The organism is Nesterenkonia sp. AN1 (assembly GCF_000582475.1).
In the GTDB taxonomy this organism is placed as follows: Bacteria; Actinomycetota; Actinomycetes; order Actinomycetales; family Micrococcaceae; genus Nesterenkonia; species Nesterenkonia aurantiaca.
Genome location: NZ_JEMO01000004.1, coordinates 195,837 through 217,087 on the forward strand (window position 1 = coordinate 195,837; position 21,251 = coordinate 217,087).

General features: G+C 69.8%; 16 protein-coding genes. 9 read left to right on the forward strand and 7 right to left on the reverse strand.

Annotated features, from left to right (window positions below; translation table 11 throughout):
* Nucleotides 1-29 precede the first annotated feature (29 nt).
* From BG28_RS03235 to BG28_RS15275, 7 genes are all read left to right on the forward strand, one after another.
* A complete protein-coding gene (locus BG28_RS03235) occupies nucleotides 30-1,301 on the forward strand; it encodes a glycosyltransferase family protein (protein ID WP_084479377.1) in 1,272 nt (423 codons plus the stop codon).
* Nucleotides 1,291-2,655: a glycosyltransferase gene (locus BG28_RS03240; protein ID WP_084479378.1), complete on the forward strand. Its 1,365-nt coding sequence runs from the start codon at nucleotides 1,291-1,293 to the stop codon at nucleotides 2,653-2,655. The genes BG28_RS03235 and BG28_RS03240 overlap by 11 nt, the downstream gene beginning before the upstream one ends.
* Nucleotides 2,652-3,953: a glycosyltransferase family 4 protein gene (locus tag BG28_RS03245; protein WP_036474099.1), complete on the forward strand. Its 1,302-nt coding sequence runs from the start codon at nucleotides 2,652-2,654 to the stop codon at nucleotides 3,951-3,953. The genes BG28_RS03240 and BG28_RS03245 overlap by 4 nt, the downstream gene beginning before the upstream one ends.
* Nucleotides 3,950-5,890, forward strand: coding sequence for an ABC transporter ATP-binding protein (locus tag BG28_RS03250; RefSeq protein ID WP_084479379.1), 1,941 nt, complete (start codon nucleotides 3,950-3,952; stop codon nucleotides 5,888-5,890). Before BG28_RS03245 ends, BG28_RS03250 begins: the two co-directional genes overlap by 4 nt.
* On the forward strand, nucleotides 5,887-7,125 hold the full coding sequence (locus BG28_RS03255) for a phosphotransferase family protein (RefSeq protein WP_161634788.1): 1,239 nt from the start codon (nucleotides 5,887-5,889) through the stop codon (nucleotides 7,123-7,125). Before BG28_RS03250 ends, BG28_RS03255 begins: the two co-directional genes overlap by 4 nt.
* Entirely contained in the window at nucleotides 7,122-8,183 is a 1,062-nt protein-coding gene (locus tag BG28_RS03260; RefSeq protein WP_036474102.1) for a phosphotransferase family protein, read from the forward strand. The genes BG28_RS03255 and BG28_RS03260 overlap by 4 nt, the downstream gene beginning before the upstream one ends.
* A 112-nt stretch (nucleotides 8,184-8,295) precedes the next feature.
* A complete protein-coding gene (locus BG28_RS15275) occupies nucleotides 8,296-8,775 on the forward strand; it encodes a hypothetical protein (protein ID WP_133725403.1) in 480 nt (159 codons plus the stop codon).
* 58 nt (nucleotides 8,776-8,833) lie between these two features.
* On the opposite strand, the gene BG28_RS03270 is transcribed toward BG28_RS15275, so the two are convergent.
* From BG28_RS03270 to BG28_RS03275, 3 genes are read right to left on the reverse strand one after another with little or no spacing between them, the layout of a single operon-like run.
* Nucleotides 8,834-9,493 (reverse strand): response regulator transcription factor, encoded by a 660-nt coding sequence (locus BG28_RS03270; RefSeq protein ID WP_036474106.1) that lies wholly within the window; start codon nucleotides 9,491-9,493, stop codon nucleotides 8,834-8,836.
* Nucleotides 9,490-9,618 carry a hypothetical protein gene (locus BG28_RS16450; protein ID WP_255342463.1) on the reverse strand — a complete coding sequence of 43 codons (129 nt, stop codon included), beginning with the start codon at nucleotides 9,616-9,618 and terminating at the stop codon, nucleotides 9,490-9,492. Before BG28_RS16450 ends, BG28_RS03270 begins: the two co-directional genes overlap by 4 nt.
* Nucleotides 9,615-11,144 (reverse strand): cell wall metabolism sensor histidine kinase WalK, encoded by a 1,530-nt coding sequence (locus BG28_RS03275; RefSeq protein WP_161634789.1) that lies wholly within the window; start codon nucleotides 11,142-11,144, stop codon nucleotides 9,615-9,617. Before BG28_RS03275 ends, BG28_RS16450 begins: the two co-directional genes overlap by 4 nt.
* A gap of 84 nt (nucleotides 11,145-11,228) precedes the next feature.
* Between BG28_RS03275 and BG28_RS03280 the strand changes: the two genes are divergently transcribed.
* On the forward strand, nucleotides 11,229-12,635 hold the full coding sequence (locus tag BG28_RS03280) for a phosphotransferase (protein ID WP_084479381.1): 1,407 nt from the start codon (nucleotides 11,229-11,231) through the stop codon (nucleotides 12,633-12,635).
* Here BG28_RS03280 and BG28_RS03285 read toward each other — a convergent pair.
* On the reverse strand, nucleotides 12,626-13,078 hold the full coding sequence (locus tag BG28_RS03285) for a hypothetical protein (protein WP_036474110.1): 453 nt from the start codon (nucleotides 13,076-13,078) through the stop codon (nucleotides 12,626-12,628). The genes BG28_RS03280 and BG28_RS03285 overlap by 10 nt on opposite strands.
* 422 nt (nucleotides 13,079-13,500) lie before the next feature.
* On the opposite strand from BG28_RS03285, the gene BG28_RS03290 reads away from it, so the two are divergent.
* Nucleotides 13,501-13,749, forward strand: a complete 249-nt coding sequence (locus BG28_RS03290; protein WP_036474112.1) for a WhiB family transcriptional regulator — start codon at nucleotides 13,501-13,503, stop codon at nucleotides 13,747-13,749.
* A 4-nt stretch (nucleotides 13,750-13,753) separates the two neighbouring features.
* Here BG28_RS03290 and BG28_RS03295 read toward each other — a convergent pair whose 3' ends face one another.
* From BG28_RS03295 to BG28_RS03305, 3 genes are all read right to left on the reverse strand, one after another.
* Entirely contained in the window at nucleotides 13,754-15,421 is a 1,668-nt protein-coding gene (locus tag BG28_RS03295; protein WP_036474113.1) for a sensor histidine kinase, read from the reverse strand.
* Nucleotides 15,422-15,525: 104 nt separating this feature from the next.
* Complete coding sequence (locus BG28_RS03300) at nucleotides 15,526-20,316, reverse strand: NAD-glutamate dehydrogenase (protein WP_235180943.1); 4,791 nt, start codon at nucleotides 20,314-20,316, stop codon at nucleotides 15,526-15,528.
* An 89-nt stretch (nucleotides 20,317-20,405) separates the two neighbouring features.
* Nucleotides 20,406-21,251 (reverse strand): AAA family ATPase (locus BG28_RS03305; RefSeq protein WP_036474262.1); only part of this gene is annotated, 846 nt, incomplete at its 5' end.

Consider the following 21,251-nt stretch of genomic DNA (forward strand, 5'->3'; position numbering starts at 1 on the left):
TTCACCTGCGGTGACCAAAGTGGTCTTCCATGAGCATCACCGTAGTTCTCTACTCACACGACTCGGTCGGCCTGGGCCACGCCCGCCGCAATCGGGCCCTCGCCCACGCCCTCGCCGCAGACCTGCCGCGACTCACCGGTCAGCCGGTGCGCGGCCTGCTCATCGCCGGGCACCCCGACGCGACCGCCGACTCGCTGCCCCCGGGCTGGGACTGGCTGGTCCTGCCCGGGTTCACCCGGACCGCTGAGGGCTACGCCTCCCGGAACCTCGACGTGAGCAACGGGCGGCTCACCGCGCTGCGCAGCTCCACCGCGGCCGCCGCCATCAAGGCCATGTCCCCCGACCTCTTCATCGCGGACCGGCACCCGTTCGGGGTCGACGAGGAGCTGCTGGATTCACTGAAGTGGCTGCGCTCGCAGGGCACACGCTGCGTACTGGGCATGCGTGAGGTATTGGACTCCCCCGCCGCCGCCCGCGCGGAATGGGACCGGATCGGCGGGGCGTCGGCCGCCGCGGAGTTCTATCACGCCGTCTGGGTCTACGGAGATCCCTCGGTCTACAACCCGATCACCAGCGGCGAGATCCCGGCGCCGCTGGCCACTCGGACCCGGTTCACCGGCTACCTCAGCCACGGACGCCCCACCGATGAGCTCTCCGACTCCAGCGTGCGGGCACCGAGGCCCTATGTGCTCTCCATGGTCGGCGGAGGATCCGACGGCGGCAGGCTCGCCCTGGCCGCGGCCCAGGCCCGGGTCCCCGCCGGCCATCGGCACATCATCCTCACCGGACCGCAGATGCCGCCGGAAGACCACAGCCGGGTGCAGAAGGCCGTCGCGGCCTCCCCCGACGCGGCCCAGATCCAGGTCACCCGGCTGGCGCCTCATGTCCCGCAGCTGGTGCGCGAGGCCGCCGCCGTCGTCTCGATGGCTGGGTACAACTCCACGGCCGAGATCATGGCCACCACCACGCCGGCGCTGCTGGTGCCGCGCGCCACTCGTCGCGCCGAACAGCCTCGCCGGGCTGCGGCGCTGGCCGCCGTGGGCGCCGTCGACACCCTTGCGCTCGAGGACCTCAGCGCCCGCACGCTGGGCCGGTGGCTCACGGGCGCGGTGACCCGGCGGTGCGATCGAAGCGCCGTGGACCTGGACGGGCTCACCCGGATCGGGGCCCTGGCCGCCGCAGAGCTCTCACTCACGGCGCGTCCGGTCCCGAGGCATCCGGCCTCCGCGGCGGCGCTCGGCGCCGCCACCCCCCTGTCTCCCCCAGCCGCCGAAGCGAGGATCGAATCCCATGTCCGTTGAGCACCCAGACCAGAAGTCCGACCCGCGCCCCCTCGAGACGGCGCGGCCCACGATCGGCGAGCGCTCCAGCCTCCCGAGGAATCCCGTGATCGGCTACGTTCTGAAGATGTATCCCCGCTTCTCCGAGACCTTCATCGTCTCGGAGATCCTGGCCCGGGAAGCCGCCGGGGAGCAGCTCGTGATCTTCTCGCTGCGACCCAGCACCGATGCCCGCTTCCATCCGGAGCTCGCCCGGGTGAAGGCTCCGGTCATCCAGGTGCCTCGTCATTCCTCCCCCGCCCGGCTCTGGACCGAGCTGAGCCTCGCCGCCGAGTCACCCATGCTGGCGGAGGGGCTGCAACGCAGCCTCCTGGAGATGCTCGCCGCGAACCACGATGACGCACAGCAGGCGGTCGCCGTGGCCCGCGCGGCGCAGGAGGCCGGGGTCACCCACCTGCACGCTCACTTCGCCTCCATCGCCACCACGGTGGCCCGGCTGGCCGCGCGGATCAGCGGCCTGCCGTATTCCTTCACCGCCCACGCCAAGGACATCTTCCACCAGGACGTGGACGAGTCCGAGCTCGCCGTGAAGCTCACCGACGCGCATCATGCGATCACCATCTCCGGCTATAACCTCGAGGATCTGCGCACCCGGTTCCCGGCCGCCACCACCCGGCTGCACCTGGTGCGCAACGGCCTGGAGCTCTCCCGCTTCCCGTTCGCCCCCGGACTCGGGCCCGCCTCGGCGCCGCCTCACGACGGCACCAGGCGCCCAGCACGGATCCTGGGCATCGGCCGACTGGTCGAGAAGAAGGGGTTCCACCTGCTCATCGCGGCGGTCGCCCGACTCCAGGAACGAGGCCTCGCGGTCCAGGCGGACATCGCCGGGGACGGACCGCTGCGAGACGAGCTGCAGCGCCAGGTCGACGAGGCCGGTCTGGGAGCCTCGGTCCGGCTGCTGGGCCCGTGCACCCAGCAGGAGGTGGGCCAGCTGCTGGGCACCCATGACGTCTTCGCCGCCCCCTTCGTCATCGGCGCCGACGGCAATGCCGATGGTCTGCCCACGGTGCTGCTCGAAGCCATGGCCCGCGGCATCCGCTGTGTGGCCGCTGAGGTGACCGCGGTGGGCGAGGTGGTCCGCACCGGACAGACCGGGTGGCTGGTGCCCTCCGGGGACCTCGACGCGCTCACCGCGGCACTGGGTGAAGCGATCACCGAGGACCCAGACCACCTGCCCATGCTCGACGCGGCACGCACCATGATCGAGCAGAGCTTCGACTCGCTAGCTCAGGCCCGCAGGCTCCGAGCCCTGGTCGCAGACCCAGAGTCTCCGGTCACGCAGGAGCCCCTCGCAGCAGTGAAGGAATCAGCATGAGAATCGGTTATCTGCTCCCCGATCCCGGCATCGGGATCTTCGGCTCCAAGGGGGCCAGCGTGCACGCCCAGGAGATGATCCGCGCCTTCCGCGCCCTCGGGCACGAGGTGACGGTCTTCTGCACCAAGCGTGGGGACAAGCATGACGATCCCACCTCGGCCTCGGTCCCGGAGGACCTCGGGGACCTGCCGGTGTTCGTGGTCCCGGTGTCCGGGGTCAAGGGCGCCGCGGCCCGTGAGGCCGCCGTCGTCCGGGTCGCCGGCAGGATGGCCGAGCTCGCCGCAGAGGGCGGCTTCGACCTGCTCTACGAGCGGTATTCACTGTTCTCCACCGCAGGTGCCGCGGCCCGGCGTCGTCGTGGCGTCCCGCTGGTGCTGGAGGTCAACGCCCCGCTGCTGGATGAGCAGAGGCGACACCGAGTCCTGCATGACGAGCAGACCGCCGCCGCCGCCACCCTGGAGAGCTTCACCCAGGCGGATTTGCTCTCCTGCGTCTCCGCACCGGTTGCCGAGTGGGCGCGCCGGCTGCTGTCCGAGCATCACGCTGTCCATGAGGCGGCTCCGGTGGTGCGCGTGACCCCCAACGGGGTCGACCCCGCCCGGTTCAGGCCAGCCCGGTTCAGGGCAGGACGGTTCAGCCCTGCACAGGTCGGCCCCGGGCCGTTCGACCCGAGGCCCGCCGACCCGGAGCCCGCCGACCTGTTGGACACCGTGACCATAGGGTTCCTCGGCACGCTGAAGCCTTGGCACGGCACCGATCTGCTGCTCCGGGCGTTCGCCGAGGTCCTCGCGCCTGCCCCGGAGCTGCAGCGTGTGCTCAGGCTGCGGATCATCGGCGGCGGGCCCGAGCGGCAGCGACTGGAGTCCCTCACCGCGGAGCTGGGCCTCGGCGAGCGCGTCGAGTTCACCGGACCGGTGTCTCCGGCACAGGTGCCGAAGCTGCTGGCTGGTGTGGACATCGCGAGCGCGCCCTATCCCGCCCCCACTCCCGATGCGGAGCACTACTTCTCTCCGCTGAAGGTCTACGAGTACCTCGCCGCCGGCGTGCCGGTGATCGCCTCCGCAGTCGGTGAGCTGCCCGAGCTGCTCCACGGCGATGCCGAGCCGGCAGGGATCACTGTCCCGCCCGGCAACGTGGAAGCGCTTGCCCAGGCGCTGATCCGCCTGATCCAGGATCCCGCGCGCCGCGCTGACATGGGGACCGCTGGGCGCCGACTCGTGGAGGCCCAGCACAGCTGGAGCATGCGCGCGCAGCACGTGCTCGCAGCGGTCCCGGCCCAGAAGGTGGCGCAGCGATGAGCAGACGTTCCGAGGCCAAGGCCTCCCGCACCCTGCACCGCCAGGGACTGCGCCGCACCCTGCGCATGGTGCTGCCGCACCTCGGGGAGCACAAGCTGCTGATCACCGTGGGACTGCTGGCCCTGCTGGGCGACGTCGCCTTCCGGGTGCTCGAACCCTGGCCGGTGAAGTTCGCCGTGGACGCGGTCACCGAGGCGCTCGGGGCGCAGATCAACGAGACCATCGACTCCAGCCACAACGTGGAGGGGATGCTGGTCTTCTGGGCCTTCGCCCTCGCGCTGATCGTCGGCGGCCGGGCATTCTGCAGCTACGCCTCCACGATCGCCTTCGCGAAGACCGGGGTGAAGGTGGCCACGAGGCTGCGCACCCGGGTCTTCGACCATATCCAGGCGCTGTCCCTGAGGTATCACTCCAAGGCCTCGATCGGTGACACCTCGCAGCGCCTGGTCGGGGACATGGGCCGGCTCCAAGAGGTCGCCGTCACCGCCGGGCTGCCGATGGTGGGCAACCTGCTGACCCTGCTCACGCTGCTGATCGTGGTGCTGATCCTTAATCCCGTGCTCGCGATCATCGTGCTCCTCACCGGCGCCGGGTACCTTCTGTTCAGCCACGTGCTCAGCCCGAAGATCACCTCCGCCTCTCGCACCACCCGCAAGGGCGAGGGCCAGCTGGTCGGAGACGCAGCCGAGGCGCTGGGCGCGATACGGGTGGTGCAGTCCTACGGTCTGGAAGACACCGTGGCCTCAGGGTTCGCCGCCGGAAATGCCAAGGCGCTGACCGCCGGGATCCGCGCCCGCAGGCTCGCGGCGCAGCTGGAACGGTCCACCGATCTGCTGGTGGGGATCTCCACCGCCGTGGTCCTTGGACTCGGAGGGTGGCAAGTCCTGCAGGGGTCGATGACCCCCGGAGACATGGTGCTCTTCCTGATGTACCTGAAGATCGCGATGAAGCCGCTGCGCGACATGGCCAAGTACACCGGTCGGATCGCACGCGCCACCGCCTCTGGGGAACGCATCGCGGACCTGCTCGATGAAGAGATCGAGATCCAGGACCCGGCCCGACCCTTCCCGCTGGGACGCGCCACCGGGGAGCTGACCTTCTGGAACATCAGCGCCAACGATCACCGTGGCACGCCGCTGTTCGAGAAGCTGAACCTGACCATCCCCGCGGGCCAGCGCGTGGGACTGCTGGGGCCCTCCGGCGCTGGGAAGTCCACCCTGGCCGGGTACCTGCTCCGGCTCGCGGATCCAGACTCCGGCTCGGTGCTGGTCGACGGGTACTGCGCGCGCAACGTCACCAGAGCGAACCTGCGCGGCAACATCGCGGTCCTGCTCCAGGAGTCGGTGCTCTTCAGCACCTCGGTGCGGGAGAACATCCGGTACGGACGGCAGGACGCCTCAGACGAGGAGGTCGAGGAGGCCGCCCGGCGGGCAGGTGCCCACGAGTTCATCATGACGCTGCCCGAAGGTTATGAGACCGAGCTGGGCAACCGCGGAGACACGCTCTCTGGCGGACAGCGTCAGCGGGTGGCGATCGCCCGGGCACTGGTCCGCGATGCGCCCATCATCCTGCTCGACGAGCCGACCACCGGTCTGGACCCGGCCTCGCGCGGCGTGGTGGAAGAATCTATCCGCGAACTGACCCGGGGACGCACCACGGTGGCGATCACCCACGACATCAGCATGATCCAGGGTCTGGACCGGGTGCTGTGGCTCCAGAACGGCCGGATCCACGAGGACGGAAGTCCGGCGGAGCTGCTCGCTGATCCACGCTCCCAGCTGGCACAGTGGGCGGCCAGCCAGCGCAGCGCCGCGGGACCTGAGGCCGCAGGGCCCGAAGCCACAGAACTTGAGGCCACAACATCCGAGGCCGACGATCCAGCTGCCTCGGCGACTGCGCCGCGCACGGCAGAGAAGACCGAATGGGTGAGCCGATGAGCCAGCCCCAGCCCCACGCGATGTGGACCGACGCCGACGAGGCGGCCGCACGGGCCGTGCAGCTGCCCGGAGCGCGCACGCTGCTGGACTCCGCGGAGCTCTCTGCCGTGCTGGGCCAGCAGGCCACGATCTCCCGGGTCCGGATCAAGCCCGGACATTCGGTGGTCGCCGCGTTCACCACCGCGGAGTCCGAATCCGGCTGGGCGATGCTGACCCTGGACCCGGACAAGCTCGGCAAGGCCCGGCACCGCGCCCAGGACGACGCCGGGGCGGCACGGGAGGGACTGCCGTTCCTCGTGCATGCGCAGCACCAGCCCTACCTGTTCAGCGGGAGCCTCTGGTCTGATCCGGTCCTGGCCAAGGACCTTCAGGGCGCCCGCCGTGCCCTGAACCAGGAGTCCTGCGGAAACCATGGACCCGGCGAAAAACGGGAGCCCGGCACGATCCAGCCCTGGAAGATCCTGCGGCACAACCCGCGCCGACGGGTGGTGGCCGTGGTGCCCCCCGCCGGTGGGCGCGGCGAGAAGGTTCTCCGGGTCGCCTCCCGAGGGACCACCGGCACCGCGCTGGCGACGGCGCGGCGCTGGCGGGACCTGGGGCTGCCCTTGGTGAACAGCACCCCCGTCGGCAGCCGCGGCACCGCCCTGTGGGCCCCATTATGGGGCTGGGCCGATCTCAGCAGCCAGCCCTATGGCCCGGCCACCGTCTCCGCCGGGGAGGCGCTGGGCACGCTGCATCGGCTCACCCTCGTCTCGCGCCGAACCCCGCTTCCCACGGACACCGTCACGGCCGCCGCATCGATCGCGCTGATCGCCCCGTGGTTGGGGCCTCAGGCCCACGCACTCGCTGAGCGGATCCAGGACCGGTTCTCAGACATGGGGCCCAGCCTCACCGCGGAGCTCCACGGCGACCTCTCCCCCGATCAGGTGGTGCTCGCTGCACCGGGGAGCCATAAGATCCGACTCATCGACTTCGATCGCGCCACCACCGGGGACCCGATGCGCGATCTCGGCAGCTGGGCCGCTGCTTGCCGCCGGCTGCACCGCAACATCCTGATCGAGGACTTTCAGACCGGCTACCTCAGCCGACGCGCTGCGGACCCGGCCCGGGCCGCGGTCTGGGAGGCCTACGCCCAGCTGCACGCCGCACCGGACCCGTTCCGGGTCCGGGATCCACGCTGGCCCGACCTGATCCAACGCACCCTGACCCTCGGCGAGGAGGCCCTGGACCGATGAGCACCCTGCACCTGCCCCCCGAGCTCATCCACGAATCGGGCCGCTCCCTCCGCGTCACCCGCGCCTGGCCGGTGCCCGAGGACACCCGACTCGCGATCGAATGCGAGGACGCCGGGCAGCGCCGCGCCGGATTCTGGGATCACGACGGTGCCCGGCTGCAGCCGGTCGGCACGGACCCCCGGCTGCCCAGCCTCGAGCGTCTCGCCGGGTCCGGCACTGTGGTCTCACATCGACCGGGCAAGCGCGCCGTGGTGCGCCGCGGCGCGGAGTTCATCAAGGTGGTGCGCCGCGGCCGAGCCGCCGCGATCCTGGACGGTGTCAGCAGCGCCGGCGCCTTCACGCACTCGTTCCGCACCCCCGAGGTCCTCTCCCAGGATGACTCCTGCGTGACCTTCGCCGAGTTGGCCGGGACCAGCCTGCACGACCCTGCCATGCTCGCCGGCCCGCACTGGGGACTGGCCTGGACCGAGACGCTGAGCGCCTGGACCCAGGCGGTCCGCAGCTCGGGCGACGGTTCGGGCCTCACCCGGATCACCAGCGGCGGATCTGCCGAGTCTCCGGAGGTCCCGCGGCATGCCGCAGAGGATGAGGCAGCGGTGCTGCGCCGCTGGGCCCACCTCGTAGGGCCGTACCTCGACCCGGCCGAGCCGCTCCCGGCCTTGGTGGAGGAGGTGGCGGTGAAACTGCAGCAGCTGCCCGAGGCGCGGCTGCGGCCCGCCCACCGAGACCTCCACGACAAGCAGCTGCTGTGGACCCCGGAGAACGGTCCGGGCCTGCTCGATGTGGACACCGCGTGCCTCGCGGACCCGGCGCTGGATCTCGGGAACCTCCGGGCGCACGCCCTGCTCCGGCGGATGCAGGGACTCTGGCAGTCCCACGAGGCCGACACCGTGACCTCAGCGGTCGATGCCGCAGCGGATCGACTCGCGGTGCCGCCCGACGCGCTGGCGGTCTATGAGCGGGCCGCGGTGCTGCGGCTGGGCTGCGTCTACGCCGTGCGCCCGACCTACCGCGGGGTGGCTGCGCTGCTGCGAGCGCGCGCCGCGAGGTCCCAGTAGAAGATGAGAATCTTCTCATCCTGGTCTCACCGGACGCTCACCGGCACGGCCCAGAATGGAACCAGGAGAGAGAATCAGGCATCAGAGCAGAGACGTGAGAGGACGGGGCACTATGGCCAGGCAGTCAGGATGGATCATCACCGGGGCGCTGAGCATCGTCGCTCTGGGCGGCACGGCCGCCGTCGCCGGCCTGGGAGGTCCCGACCAGGGTCAGGACCTCGGTCCGGCCATGGAGGTGGCCTCGCCGAGCGAGGCCCCCATTGCTGAGCGTGAGTCTGCCTCACCGAGCCCGAGCTCCAGCGAGGACGACGCCAGTGCCAGCCCCAGCGTGCGTTCGAGTGCCAGTCCGATTCCCAGTTCACGTTCGAGCGCAAGCGCCAGTCCCACGTCCAGCCCCGCCGCACCCGCACCGAGCACTCCGCGCAGCACCGCACCGGCCCCGGAGTACGTGCCGCCGCAGGCTCCTGCACCCACCACGGTCGCCCCCGCACCGCCCTCGACCTACCAGCAGCAGGCTCCGCTGGCCTCTGCCCAGTCCTGGTCCAGCCCGGTGTCTGCGCAGAGCTGGTCGGCCCCCTCCGCGGCCAGCTGACCCGCTTCGAGGCTGTGCTGCGCCGGAGGAATCGCGCGCGACGTGACCTGTGCACGGTTCAGAGTTCGAGCCGGTACCCGACGCCCCGCACCGTCCGGATCGCACCGGCGCCGATCTTGGCCCGCAGATACCGGACGTAGACGTCGACCAGGTTCGACCCAGGATCGAAGCTGTAGCCCCAGACGCGTTCCAGCAGCTGCTCCCGGGAGAGCACCTGGCCGGGGTGCCGCATGAACGTCTCCATCAGCGCGAACTCCCGCGCGGACAGATCGTGATGCTTCTGCCCCGCCCTGATGCGACGGGCATGCAAATCCAGGATGAGCCCTCCGGCGCTCAGGGTGGTCGGCTCCTCCGCCGAGCCGCCGCGCAGACGCAGCCTGATCCGAGCGAGCAGCTCATCGATGCTGAACGGCTTCGACATGTAGTCATCTGCGCCTGATTCAAGTCCCGCCACCGTGTCCGCCGGGGTGCTGCGTGCGGTCAGGATGATCACCGGGACGCCGAAGCCCTGGCCGCGCAGCCGGCCCAGCAGCCGCAGCCCATCCTCGTCGGGCAGCCCGAGATCCAGGACTGCGAGGCCCACCGAGTTGTTCATCGCGTATTCGAAGCCCTCCGACGCCGTGGCGCCCCGCAGCACGGCATAGCCGGCCGCGCGCAGGCCCTTCTCCACGAAGGACGCGATCCGGTCCTCATCCTCGATGAGCAGAATCTGGGTCATCCATGACTCCTGGTGTCGATGGGGTGCGGCAGCGGCGCGGTGTCGCCGTCGTCCTCGGGGGTCTGCTCGAAGCTCTGGTCTGGGTCAGTCTGGTCCGCGGCGGGGCTGGTGAGCGGGATGATCACAGTGAAGCACGCCCCCACCCCGGGCGCGAGTCCAGTTCCACGCGTCCGACGTGGGCCTGCGCGATCGCGTTCACGATCGGCAGTCCAAGTCCGGATCCCGGTTTGGACGGGTCGGTGCGCCCGAAGCGCAGGAAGATCCGCTCCTGGTCCTGTTCGGCGATCCCTTGACCCTGGTCCCGGACGAAGATGCGCATATCCTCTGCCGTGAATTCTGAGCCGAGCGCGATCACCGAGCCGGGGGCGGAGAACTTCACCGCGTTCGCCGCAAGCTGCAGCCAGGCCTGGGTGAGGCGCTCCCGGTCGACCCAGGCGGGGCCCTCGCCGCGGGACTCCACGATCCAGCGGTTCCGGCCCAGCGCCAGCGCCTTGTCGTAAACCTCGTCGGTGAGCGTGCCGAGATCGGTCAGCGAGCGCTGGATGAAGTCCGGGCGGGCAGACTGTGCCAGCGTGGTGAGGTCATCGATCACGCGGTTCATCCGGTTCAGCTCATCGAGGGTCAGCGCCCGGGTGGAGGTCACATCCTCCTGGTCCCCGACGTCGAGGACCTCGAGGTGACCGCGCACGATGGTCAGCGGGGTGCGCAGCTCGTGGCTGACGTCTTGGATGAGCTGGTCCTGGGCCCGGAAGGAGGTCTGGAGCCGGTCGAGCATCTCGTTGACCGCCTTGGTCATCTCGGCCAGATCGTCTTTGCCGGTCACCGGGATCCGCTCGGAGAGGTCCTCGCGGCCGATATGCCGGGCCGAGGAGGCCAGCACACCCACCGGGTGGAGCAGACGCCCGGCGATCACCCCACCCACGATCGCCACGACACCCAGGGAGAGCAGGGCCACGGCGGCGTAGATCAGGAACCCCTCGGCGAACACACGCTTCTCCGCCGTGATGTCATAGGCCATCACCAGCGCGCCCACCTGCGGCACCTCGGTGATCGCCTGACCTGCCTCGTCCGCAGCCTCATCCTCGGCGGGGTCTGCCGCCTCCGCTGCGACGCGTCCCTGCACCGGCACGATGGCCGCACGGTAGCTGGTGGTCTCGGTCTCGATCGTGACCACCGTGGCACGGTCGCTGAGGGCATGGGGCTCCAGCGCGCGCAGCAGGGCGAGGTCCTCCTCCAGCCGCACCGGAGTGACCGGGGAGGTGTAGGCCACCTGCCCGTCCACCAGCCCCACGATGCCCTCATTGCGGGTCGGGATGATCCGCTCCATGGCGGTGCGGACCAGCTGACCCGGGGAGGTGAAGGGCTCGCCGGTGCCGGGGTCCACTCCGACCTCGTGCAGCACCCGGAACTGCTCGGCATCGGCCGCCAGCTCGGCGTCGATCCGACCCTCGACCTGCGCCTGCTGGATCGCGAAGGCGGTGTAGCCTGCGACGGCGAGCGCGAGCGCCGCGAGTCCGACCACGGCGGTGAGGATCCTCATGCGCACGTTGACCCGGACCGGCCGCCAGCCGCGCGGGGAACGGGGGCGCGGGCTCGAGGCGTCGGGCGGGCTGGTCGCCCCGGCGTCGTCGGGCGGGCTCGAGTGGGTCATGGACCTCAGTTTCTCACTGAAGGACCGCCGACAAAGGTCTTGGGCGATGAGAGTTCTTTCATCTGGATGCGGGAGGATGAGGGCATGGATGGGCATCAGGCGCGCGGTGATCTGCTGGGCGTGCTGTGTGGACCCGAGGCCGAGACGCTGCTGCGGCAGGCGCTGGAGTCTTCCGGCGTCGTCCTGAGCGGCTGGGCGCTGGAGCAGGTCTACGCTCGGCCCGGCGCCGAGGTCTCAGCCCGGTACCGGGTGCAGTGCACCGCACCCCTGGGGTCCCCTCCAGGACCCCTACCCAGGCAGACCGGCGCCGCTGAGCCGACCGGACTGACCGCGACCATCGAACTGACCGCGACGAACGACAACACGCCGCCCACGGAGCTGACCATGGTGGCGAGCACGGTGACGCTGACCCCGGAGCAGCGCGCTCTCATGGGGGCGGTCCGGGCCGACTCCTCGCAGGGCACGGTGCACCTGTGGGTGCACCCGGTGGACCCGGAGCTGCCGGGACTGCTCGTGGTGGAACAGCCCACCCACTCCCCCGCAGCCGGTGGCGCCGAGCTTCCTGGCGAGACCGAACGTCTCGAGGGCTCCGAGCTTCTGGGCAGCACCGAGCTGGAATCGCGACTCAGCCGTCTGCTCGGCGAGCCGTGCCGGCTGCAGAGTCTGCAGCTGCTGGTGCTGCGTCCGCTGCGCCGCGCCGTCTACCGTGCGGTGGTGGCCTCCGCACGGGGCCAGCGGGTGGTCTATCTGAAGGTGGTCAGGCCATCCCGAACGGCGCAGCTGCTGGCACGCCACGGGTGTTCTCCGCTGATCCCCGCCGTGGCCGACGCCGGGGACGGCATCCTGGTGATAGACCAGGCCCCTGGGCTGGCGCTGACCAGTCTGCTCTACCGACCCGCCGCACAGGCTGACCTCCAGCTGACCGTCCCGCCCGACCCGGAGGTGCTGATCTCCGCACTGGAGACGCTGCGCCCCGAGAGCCTCGAGATGCCGCCCCGGGTGCCGCCGGTTCAGCGGCTCGATGCTCTGGCGGCCTCCGCCCTGGCAGCAGGCGCTGATCCGGACCGGGTGGCGCGGCTGCGCATCCGGATCGCCGCCGGCCTGCGCGAGAGGCCCGGGCCGGTGGTGCCCACGCACGGGGACTTCCACCCGGCGAACCTGTTCCTGGACGTGGAGGCGCATCGTCCGAGCGGACTCATCGATGCAGACACGGTCGGTCCCGGTTACCGGGCCGATGACCTCGCCACCATGCTGGGACACCTGCTGGTGCTGCCGAGCTTCGACGCACACGGGTACGCCGCGGTACCAGAGTTCGCCCGCCGCTTCCACTCCCGCTGCCTGATCGAGACCGAGGCGGCCGATCTCGGTGCGCGCACCGCAGCGGTGCTGCTCTCACTGCTGCCCGGAGCCTCCGGCCCGGATCAGCGCGAACATCATCTGGGCTGCGCGGAGCAGCTGGTACGGCAGACCGGAGCGCGCGCTCAGTCCTGAGGCTCGGTCTCGCTCAGCCAGACCTGCGTGGGGCGGATGAACAGCAGCACCAGCGCCACCGCCGCGGGCACCAGGAATGCCAGACCGATCGGGACGGCGCCTGAGGAGAAGAAGCTGAAGGAGAGCACCACGATCAAGAGCTGGAGCACCATCGCCGGGGTGCGGGCGCCCTGGGCGCCGAGGAAGATCCTGAAGCCGAGCACGACCAGGATCAGTCCGAAGAGCACGTAGAGCACCACCAGGGCGATCTGACCGGCGGCGTCGAGCACCTGCGGCGGGGAGGCCACCGCGGAAGCGATCACGTTGAAGACCACCGCGAGGCCCTGGACGAAGAGGATCAGGAAGATCAGCCACACCGCCAGCGGTCGGGGCCGCGCCTGGACGAAGCGCCGCGGGGGTCGCGGGGCGTTGAAATCCGGCTGGACGGGGTCATCTGAGGACATCTCCCCATTGAACCACTCGACCGACCCGGCTGAGTCCCTCGGCCCTCTCTCGGAGCGAATTCTGGGGTTCAATCGCCTGACCTGGGGGTTCGCTGAAGTCTGAGAATTCTGTGACAAAGTACACACTGTTTCGGAGTCATTTCAGTCGCGCAAAGTCTTGTCTGCCAGCCGTTAACATGCCAACGTTGATGGCGTACTTATTCGGGATGGCAGAACACCTCACCCGAGGTCTGGAGATGTACATCCGTCCAGGCACTGCGGAACAGCTGGACCGTGGCACATTCTGTCGCCTGGAAGCGGATGTGACTCCCTGGAGACTCATTCACGAGCAGCTCATCATGAGGCTCGGTCGAGGAATCGCCGCTGAATGCCCAATGACCCGAACATCGGCGCCCACGTGGCGCCCTAGGAGTAGTGATCCCATGGATTGGCGCAGCCGAGCAGCCTGCCTGGACAAGGACCCTGAGCTTTTCTTCCCCGTCGGCAACACCGGACCGGCCCTGCTTCAGATCGAAGAGGCCAAGAGCGTCTGCCGGAGGTGTCCTGTGATGGACACCTGCCTGCAGTGGGCGCTGGAGACCGGTCAGGACTCAGGCGTCTGGGGCGGGATGAGCGAGGACGAGCGCCGGGCGCTCAAGCGTCGGGCCGCACGCGCTCGCCGCGCCTCCTGAGGCCTCACCCTCCAGTTTTCATCGACGCGGCGAGGATCGGCGCACGGAGCTTCACCCGTGTCCCCGTCCTCGCCGTTTCTGTGCCCGGCTCCGCGACGGCGCCAGCCTCCGAGGCAGGATCGCTCGCGGTCTCCCACTCGATGGAGCCGGAGAGCTCTCCTCGAACCAGGGTGCGCACGATCTGCAGCCCCAGCCCAGGTTCCCATTCGTGCTCCGGCAGCCCCACCCCGTCGTCGGTGAGCTCCAGCTCCAGGCGCTGACGTCCGGCGGCGTCGGAATGACGCTGCACGCTCATGCTCACATGCAGCTCCCGACGCGCGGGATCCGGGCCGAAGCCGTGCTCCACCGCGTTGGCGACGATCTCGGTGATCACCAGCGCCAGCGGGGTGACCATCTCGGGGGGAAGCTGCCCGAAGCTGCCCTCCAGCGCGGTGATCACCTGCCGGTCCGACTGCGCCATCTCTGCGGCCAGGTGCAGCTGGCGGCGCATCAGCTCATCGACGTCCACCGTCTCTTCCAGTCCCTTGGACAGCGAGTCATGGACCATCGCGATGGTCTCCACCCGGCGCATCGCTCGGCGCAGACCCTCCCGGCCCTCCTGGGAGTCCATCCGACGCGACTGCATCCGCAGCAGCGCCGAGACGGTCTGCAGGTTGTTCTTCACCCGATGATGGATCTCCTTGATCGTGGCGTCCTTGCTCATCAGCTGCTTGTCCCGGCGTCGCAGCTCGGTCACATCGCGGCAGAGCACCAGCGCGGCGAAGCGCTCTCCGCCGCGGGCCTCGCGGGCGCCGCGGCTCGAGGTCGGCGGCACAGGCGCCACAGCAGTCCCCGCGGAGCTCGCGCCAGCTCCGCTGCGGGAGGCGCGGTAGAGCGGGATCGAGCGCAGCGTCACCGCGGCGCCGTGGGCCTCCAGCTCGGCCCGCATCGCACGTCGCCCGGTGAGCATCATCGGCTGAGACTCATCCACCGCCACCCCGGTGGCGCGCTGCAGCTCGGACCCGATGCCGGCCAGCGAGCGTCCCTCCAGAGTGTCCGAGACGCCCAGGCGCAGCAGCGCCGAGACCGCATTGGGCGAGGCGAAGGTGATCCGGCCCTCGGTATCCAGGCGCAGCAGCCCGTCGCCCACCCGAGGGGCTCCGCCGTAGCCGGTGAACTCCTGGCTCGCGTCGGGCCAGCGGCCCTCGGCCACCATGACCAGCAGATCCTCGGCGCAGCGCCGGTAGGTCAGCTCCAGCCGGGAGGGGCTGCGCATTGCGGCCACAGCGAAATGCAGCGTGATCACCCCGACCGTGCGGCCGCGGTGGATCAGCGGGATGGCCTGGACCCGCATCCGCGCCGGGGAAGGCTGGCCCTGGTCCGAGGAGTTGGTCTCCACCTGGGAGGTCCAGGCCCGCTCCACCATCGGTTTGAGATCCGCCCGGATCCGGTCCCCGACCACGTCCCGGTGGATCAGGGTCTGCGTGGTCGAGGGGCGAGCCTGCGCGAGCGCGATGAAGGACCTCTCCTCCGGGGAGAGGAACCCCTCCTCGGTGTGGGGGAACCACAGCACCACGTCGGAGAACGCCAGGTCCGAGAGCAGCTGCCAGTCCCCCACCAGGGCGTGCAGCCACTCGACGTCATCCTTGGAGAGGTGGCGGTGCCCGATGAGCGGATCCTGGAAGACGGCCATCTCAGGGCTCCTCGGTGCAGGCGGTGGTGCTGGACACGCTGGTGACCAGGCAACGACGTCGGCTCACGAGTCCACCAGCCCGCGCAGGTGCCGCAGCAGCACGGTCAGCGAGGCGATGTTGTCATCGGCGAGCGCGTCCACCTCGGCGACGAGCTTCTCGCTCGCGCCAGCTTGGCCCCGTTGGCCTGCTTCCACTCCTCGAGCCGCTGCTCGGGCGCGGTCTCGGCGGAGGTGGTGCGCAGCACCGTCCCGGCGATGTCGGCCATCGCGCCGTAGAGCTCGTCGCGCTGGGCGCCGCGGGCCAGAGCCTGCCATTTGTCCTCACGAGGCAGGTTGGTGATCCGGTTCAGCAGCGAGTCTGCGCTGAAGTCGGCGTAGACCGCATAGTAGACCCCGGCGACCTCGCGGGAGTCCAGCTCGAGGTCCCGAGCCAGGGTGGCGATGTCGAGCAGCGAGAACGCCTCGAAGAGCTGCGAGACCCAGGTCGCCAGCTGGGCCGGCATGCCCGCCTCCAACGCCTCCTCGTGGAGCCGTTCGACCCGTTCGCGGTCCTCCCCGCGCAGGTAGCTGGAGAGATCGCCGTAGAGCGGGGCGATATGTTCTGCGTAGGTCGCGACGTCCTCGCGGACCGAGGTGCCGCGGCTGACATGGTTGATGAACCAGCGCACCGCGCGATCCAACAGCCGGCGCATGTCCCGGTAGGTGTTGGCCCAGGCGTCCCGGTCGAAGCCGACCGGCAGTTCACGCATGGCGGCGTCGAAGTCTTCCAGGGCGAAGAGCTCGCGCACCGCCACGAAGGACCGGACCACCTGTTCCTCGGCGGCGAAGGTCTCCTCGATGGCACGGAACACGAAGGCCGCCCCGCCGACGTTGATCACGTCGTTGGCGACCACGTTGGCGATGATCTCGCGGTGCAGCGGGTGACGGGCGAGCTGATCGGAGAACCGCTCGCGCAGCGGTGCCGGGAAGTACTGCTGGAGCGTGACCCCGAACCAGTCGTCATCAGGCACCGAGTTCTCCACGAGGGCCGCCTTGAGCTGGATCTTCGCATAGGCGGCGAGCACCGAGAGTTCCGGCGAGGTGAGGATCCGCTGCTTATTCGCGGCGCGTTCCTCGAAGACCCCATCGGTGGGCAGCACCTCGAGCTCCCGGTCCAGCCCCACGGTGTCTTCCAGCCAGCTGATCAGCCGCTGGAAGCTGGGCGACCACTCGCCCACCCGATGCCGGTCGGTCATCAGCAGCACGTTCTGGTCCCGGTTGGTCTCCAGCACCAGCGCGGCCACATCCTCGGTCATCGAGCTGAGGAGATCGCTGCGCTCGTCGACGTCGAGATGACCCGATTCCACCAGCTGGTCGATCAGGATCTTGATGTTGACCTCGTGGTCGGAGCAGTCCACTCCGGCGGAGTTGTCGATTGCGTCGGTGTTCAGCAGCACCCCGGTCTGGGCTGCCTCGATCCGGCCGGCCTGGGTGAGTCCGAGGTTGCCGCCCTCGCCGACCACACGGGCGCGCAGCGCCTCGCCGTCGACCCTGATGGCGTTGTTCGCGCGATCCCCGACCTGCTCGTGGGTCTCGGTGGAGGCCTTCACGTAGGTGCCGATGCCACCGTTGTAGATCAGGTCCACCGGCGCCTTCAGCAGCGCGTTGATCAGCTCCGGGGGTGTGAGCCGCTGCTGCGCCTCGGGAAGGTCGAAGCGGCGGCGCATCTGCTCGGTGACCTCGATGGTCTTCGCGGTGCGGGAGAAGACCCCGCCGCCGGCAGAGATCAGGTCCAGGTTGTACTCGCTCCAGCCGGAGCGCTGGGCGGTGAAGAGCCGCTGTCGTTCGGCGAAGCTGGCCGCGGCGTCGGGGTCCGGGTCGATGAAGATGTGCAGGTGGTTGAACGCCGCGACCAGTTGGATGTGCTCGGAGAGCAGCATCCCGTTGCCGAAGACGTCGCCGCCCATGTCCCCGATGCCCATGACGGTGAAGCCCTCGCGCTGGGTGTCCAGGCCGAGCTCGGAGAAGTGCGACTTGACCGATTCCCAGGCACCCCGGGCGGTGATGCCCATGGCCTTGTGGTCATAGCCCACCGACCCGCCGGAGGCGAAGGCGTCACCGAGCCAATGCCCGTATTCCTTGCTGATCGCGTTCGCGGTGTCGGAGAACGTGGCGGTGCCCTTATCGGCGGCGACCACGAGGTAGGCGTCGTCCCCGTCGTGGCGCACGACCCGCTCGGGATGGGTGATGACCATCTGTCCGTCACGTTCACTCTGGTTGTCGGTGATGTCCAGCAGCGCCCGGATGAAGATCTTGTAGGCATCCTGGCCGGCCTGCGCCCACGCCGCGCGGTCGGCGGCCGGATCGGGAAGCTGCTTGGGGAAGAAGCCTCCCTTGGCGCCCGAGGGGACGATCACCGCGTTCTTCGCCATCTGCGCCTTGACCAGTCCCAGGACCTCGGTGCGGAAGTCCTCGCGCCGGTCAGACCAGCGCAGCCCGCCGCGCGCGACCTTGGCGAAGCGCAGGTGCACCCCTTCCACCAGGGGCGAGTAGACCCAGATCTCGTGGGCCGGGCGGGGCGCGGGTGCCGCGTCGATGGTTGCCGGGGTCAGCTTCAGCGAGAGCCAGTCGCGGTCCTGGTAGAGGTTGGTGCGCTGCGTGGAGTCGATCAGGTTCAGCAGGGCGCTGAGCACCCGGTCCGCGTCCAGCGTGCGGACCTGCTCCAGCGCTTCGGTGACCCGCTCGCGCGCCGCGGCGCTGAGCTGGTCCCGGTCACCGTCGAGGTCGGGGTCGAAGCGGGCCTCGAAGTAGTCCACCAGGGCGGTGGCCATCTCGGGGTTGGCCAGCAGCGACTCCGCCACGAAGCTGTAGGAGTTGGTGCTGCCGAGCTGGCGGTAGTACTTCGCATAGGCGCGCAGCACGGTCACGCTGCGGATGCTCAGGCTCAGCCGCAGCACCAGCTGGGAGAAGATGTCCGATTCGGCCCGGCCGATCAGGACCTGCTGGTAGGCCTCCTGGAGCAGCCCGATGGTGGCGTCGGCGTCCACCGATTCGGGGTAGAACAGGCCCAGGTCGTAGAGGTGGAAGGTGGCTCCGTCGGGGCACTGCAGGGTGTAGGACCGCTCGTCGAGGACCTCGAGTCCGAAGTCGTCGATGACCGGCAGGGTGTCGGTGAGCGTCTTGGGCTCGGTGAGGTAGAGCTTCAGCCGCATGTCCGCCACGCCGTTGTCCCCGGTGCGGTAGAAGCTCATCCGGGGCACCGCCTGGCCCTGCGCGGCGGCCGCCTCCAGCGCCTCGAACTGGGCGGCGTCGGCGAGTGCGTCAGGGACCTCGTAGAGCACCCGGTAGTCATCCGGGAACGCCTCGCCCCAGCGGGCCGCGACGGCGCTGGCGTGGGAGGAGGAGTAGCGGTCCCCCGCCTCGGCTGCGATGCCTTCGGACCAGGAGCGCACCGCCCGGGTCAGGCGCTGTTCCAGCTCCTGCTGGGTGCCGGTCGGCTCGGCGGCGTCGTCGGCGAGCCGAAGCCGGAAGAACACCCGAGCCAGCACCGAGTCGGTGAGCCGGACGTTGAAGTCGATGGAATCCGCCGCGATGTAGTCCAGCAGCTCCTGTTCGATGCGCCGGCGCACCGCGGTGTTGTAGCGGTCCCTGGGCAGGTAGACCAGGGCGGTCATGAACCGTCCGTAGTGGTCCCGGCGCAGGAACAGCTTGACCCGGCGTCGTTCCTGAAGCTGCATGATCTGCCAGGTGGCCTGCTCGATCTCGTCGATCTCCATCTGCAGCAGCTCGTTGCGCGGATAGGTCTCGAGGATCTGCATCAGGTCGTTGCCGGAATGCGAGTCCGGGGCGAAGCCGGAGCGGCGCAGCAGCTGCTCGGCCCGGGAGCGCAGCAGCGGGATGTTCACGATCGACTCGCTGTAGGCTCGCTCGCTGAAGAGCCCGATAAATCGGCGCTCACCCTTGACGGTGCCGTCCGAGTGGAAGGTCTTGATCGCCACATAGTCCATGTAGGTGCGGCGGCGCACGGTGGAGCGCGAGTTGGCCTTGGTGATCACCAGGGCCCGGCGCTGCCCGGCGCGCTGCCGACCGGCCGCGGAGAGCTCGGTGGAGCGTCGGGTGATCGGCTTGCCGTTCTGGTCCGCCAGGATCCCCAGCCCGGTCCCGGTCAGCGGGTCGAGGTGGACGGATCCGTCGGGGTAGTCGGCGAGCTGGTACTCGCGGTAGCCCAGGAACAGGAAGTTCCCGGAACCCATCCACTGCAGCAGGTCGGCTGACTCCCGGGACTCGGGCAGGTCGCTGGCCTCGCGCAGCATACTGCCGGCGGCCTTGACCTGGGCGATCATCCGGTCCTGGTCCCGGTGGCTGGCCTTGACGTCGAGCAGGATCTTGTGGAGTCCCGCGACCAGGGTCTGTGCGTCCTGCTCCGGGATCACCCGGTCCAGCTCGATGGTGATCCAGGATTCGATCTTGACCAGGTGCTGCTCGTCGAAGACGGCGGCGAGGTTGGGCAGCGTCTGGGTGTCCCCCGAGGAGACGCCGCGGTGCTCCGAGGGCAGGGACTTCACCGAGACCAGATGGCCGGTGTCGGTGCTGCGGCTGCTCAGCAGGATCGGGTGCACCACCAGGGAGATGCCGTGGCCATGGCGGGTCACCTCGGCGGTGACCGAGTCCACCAGGTACGGCATGTCATCGGTGACGACCTGGACCAGGCTCTGAGCCCCGACCTGGACCACCTGGATCACCGGGGAGGAGTCGGTCCGGGTCTCGGCGAGGTGCAGGTGCTCGCGCACCCGCTGCTGCTGGCGGTCTGCGCTGACCTGGTGGCGATCCTCGCTGGCGATATGGGCGAAATACGCATCGGTCAATGTCTCAAGATCGGCGTCGTTGCTGGTCCAAAGAATTGTCTCGGCGGGCATGTGTGCTCTCACTCTTTCTGCAGGTTCTTCAGCACGCGTGGTCCTCGACCCCGGAGGTCGGAGGCGGCGCGTTGCCTGTGCCGCTCAGCCTACCTTCTGCCCCGTGCGCGCAGGCCGCGGCGGCGCACCGAGAGATCGACGCCGGCCAGCCGGGCGATGCTGCGCCGCAGCGCGGAGTTCGGGGCGGCCTCGGCCAGGACCTGCCCGGCCAGCAGCCCGGCGTCGCAGCCGACCGGATCCCAGGGCAGGAATGCCTGGATCTGGGCGGAGGGGCCGAGCCGGAGCCAGGTCTGGCTGAGCTGATCCCGCGGCGAGCGCCCGATCACCTCGCTGCGCACCTTGTTGATGATCACCTCCGGCGCTGCCAGTGGCGCGTCTTCGAGGGCGAGCTCCAGGGCCTCCACCGCCTTGACCAGTCGCGGAAAGCTCACCGGATCGGCGGCTCCGACGACGAGGAGCCGATCAGCCGCTCGAAGACAGGTCAGCGTGGCGGCGTTGCGCTGCGGCGCAGCGGTGTCGAAGCTGAGCTCCTCGTCCTCCTCGACCGGGGCGGCGACGTCGATGATCACGTGGTCATAGTGGCTGCGGACCAGCTCCAGCACCGCGATGAGGCTGCGCTCCCGCAGCTCCGGCCAGCGCTGCGCCCGCGGCAGCCCGGAGAGCAGTCCCAGCCGGGCACCGCTGATCTGTACGGAGAGGGTTGCGGCGTCAAGCGCGGCCGTGTCCAGCCGGCCCAGGTCAGCGGCGCGGCAGACCCTCGCCAGCCCGGCGGTCTCCTCCATGAGTCCCAGCTGCGCCACCAGCGAGGCGGCGAAGGTGTCGGCGTCGATCAGCAGCACCGAGGCGCCCTGCAGCACCAGCTCGGCGGCGAGGTTGACCGCCACCGTGCTGCGACCGGGACTGCCCGGCGCACCCCAGACCACGGTGATTCCGGG

Bases quoted from the DNA above. Each gene is read 5' to 3' on its own strand.
- BG28_RS03235 (WP_084479377.1), top strand. From the start codon at position 30: ATGAGCATCACCGTAGTTCTCTACTCACACGACTCGGTCGGCCTGGGC.
- BG28_RS03240 (WP_084479378.1), top strand. From the start codon at position 1,291: ATGTCCGTTGAGCACCCAGACCAGAAGTCCGACCCGCGCCCCCTCGAG.
- BG28_RS03245 (WP_036474099.1), top strand. From the start codon at position 2,652: ATGAGAATCGGTTATCTGCTCCCCGATCCCGGCATCGGGATCTTCGGC.
- BG28_RS03250 (WP_084479379.1), top strand. From the start codon at position 3,950: ATGAGCAGACGTTCCGAGGCCAAGGCCTCCCGCACCCTGCACCGCCAG.
- BG28_RS03255 (WP_161634788.1), top strand. From the start codon at position 5,887: ATGAGCCAGCCCCAGCCCCACGCGATGTGGACCGACGCCGACGAGGCG.
- BG28_RS03260 (WP_036474102.1), top strand. From the start codon at position 7,122: ATGAGCACCCTGCACCTGCCCCCCGAGCTCATCCACGAATCGGGCCGC.
- BG28_RS15275 (WP_133725403.1), top strand. From the start codon at position 8,296: ATGGCCAGGCAGTCAGGATGGATCATCACCGGGGCGCTGAGCATCGTC.
- BG28_RS03270 (WP_036474106.1), bottom strand. From the start codon at position 9,493: ATGACCCAGATTCTGCTCATCGAGGATGAGGACCGGATCGCGTCCTTC.
- BG28_RS03275 (WP_161634789.1), bottom strand. From the start codon at position 11,144: ATGACCCACTCGAGCCCGCCCGACGACGCCGGGGCGACCAGCCCGCCC.
- BG28_RS03280 (WP_084479381.1), top strand. From the start codon at position 11,229: ATGGATGGGCATCAGGCGCGCGGTGATCTGCTGGGCGTGCTGTGTGGA.
- BG28_RS03285 (WP_036474110.1), bottom strand. From the start codon at position 13,078: ATGTCCTCAGATGACCCCGTCCAGCCGGATTTCAACGCCCCGCGACCC.
- BG28_RS03290 (WP_036474112.1), top strand. From the start codon at position 13,501: ATGGATTGGCGCAGCCGAGCAGCCTGCCTGGACAAGGACCCTGAGCTT.
- BG28_RS03295 (WP_036474113.1), bottom strand. From the start codon at position 15,421: ATGGCCGTCTTCCAGGATCCGCTCATCGGGCACCGCCACCTCTCCAAG.
- BG28_RS03300 (WP_235180943.1), bottom strand. From the start codon at position 20,316: ATGCCCGCCGAGACAATTCTTTGGACCAGCAACGACGCCGATCTTGAG.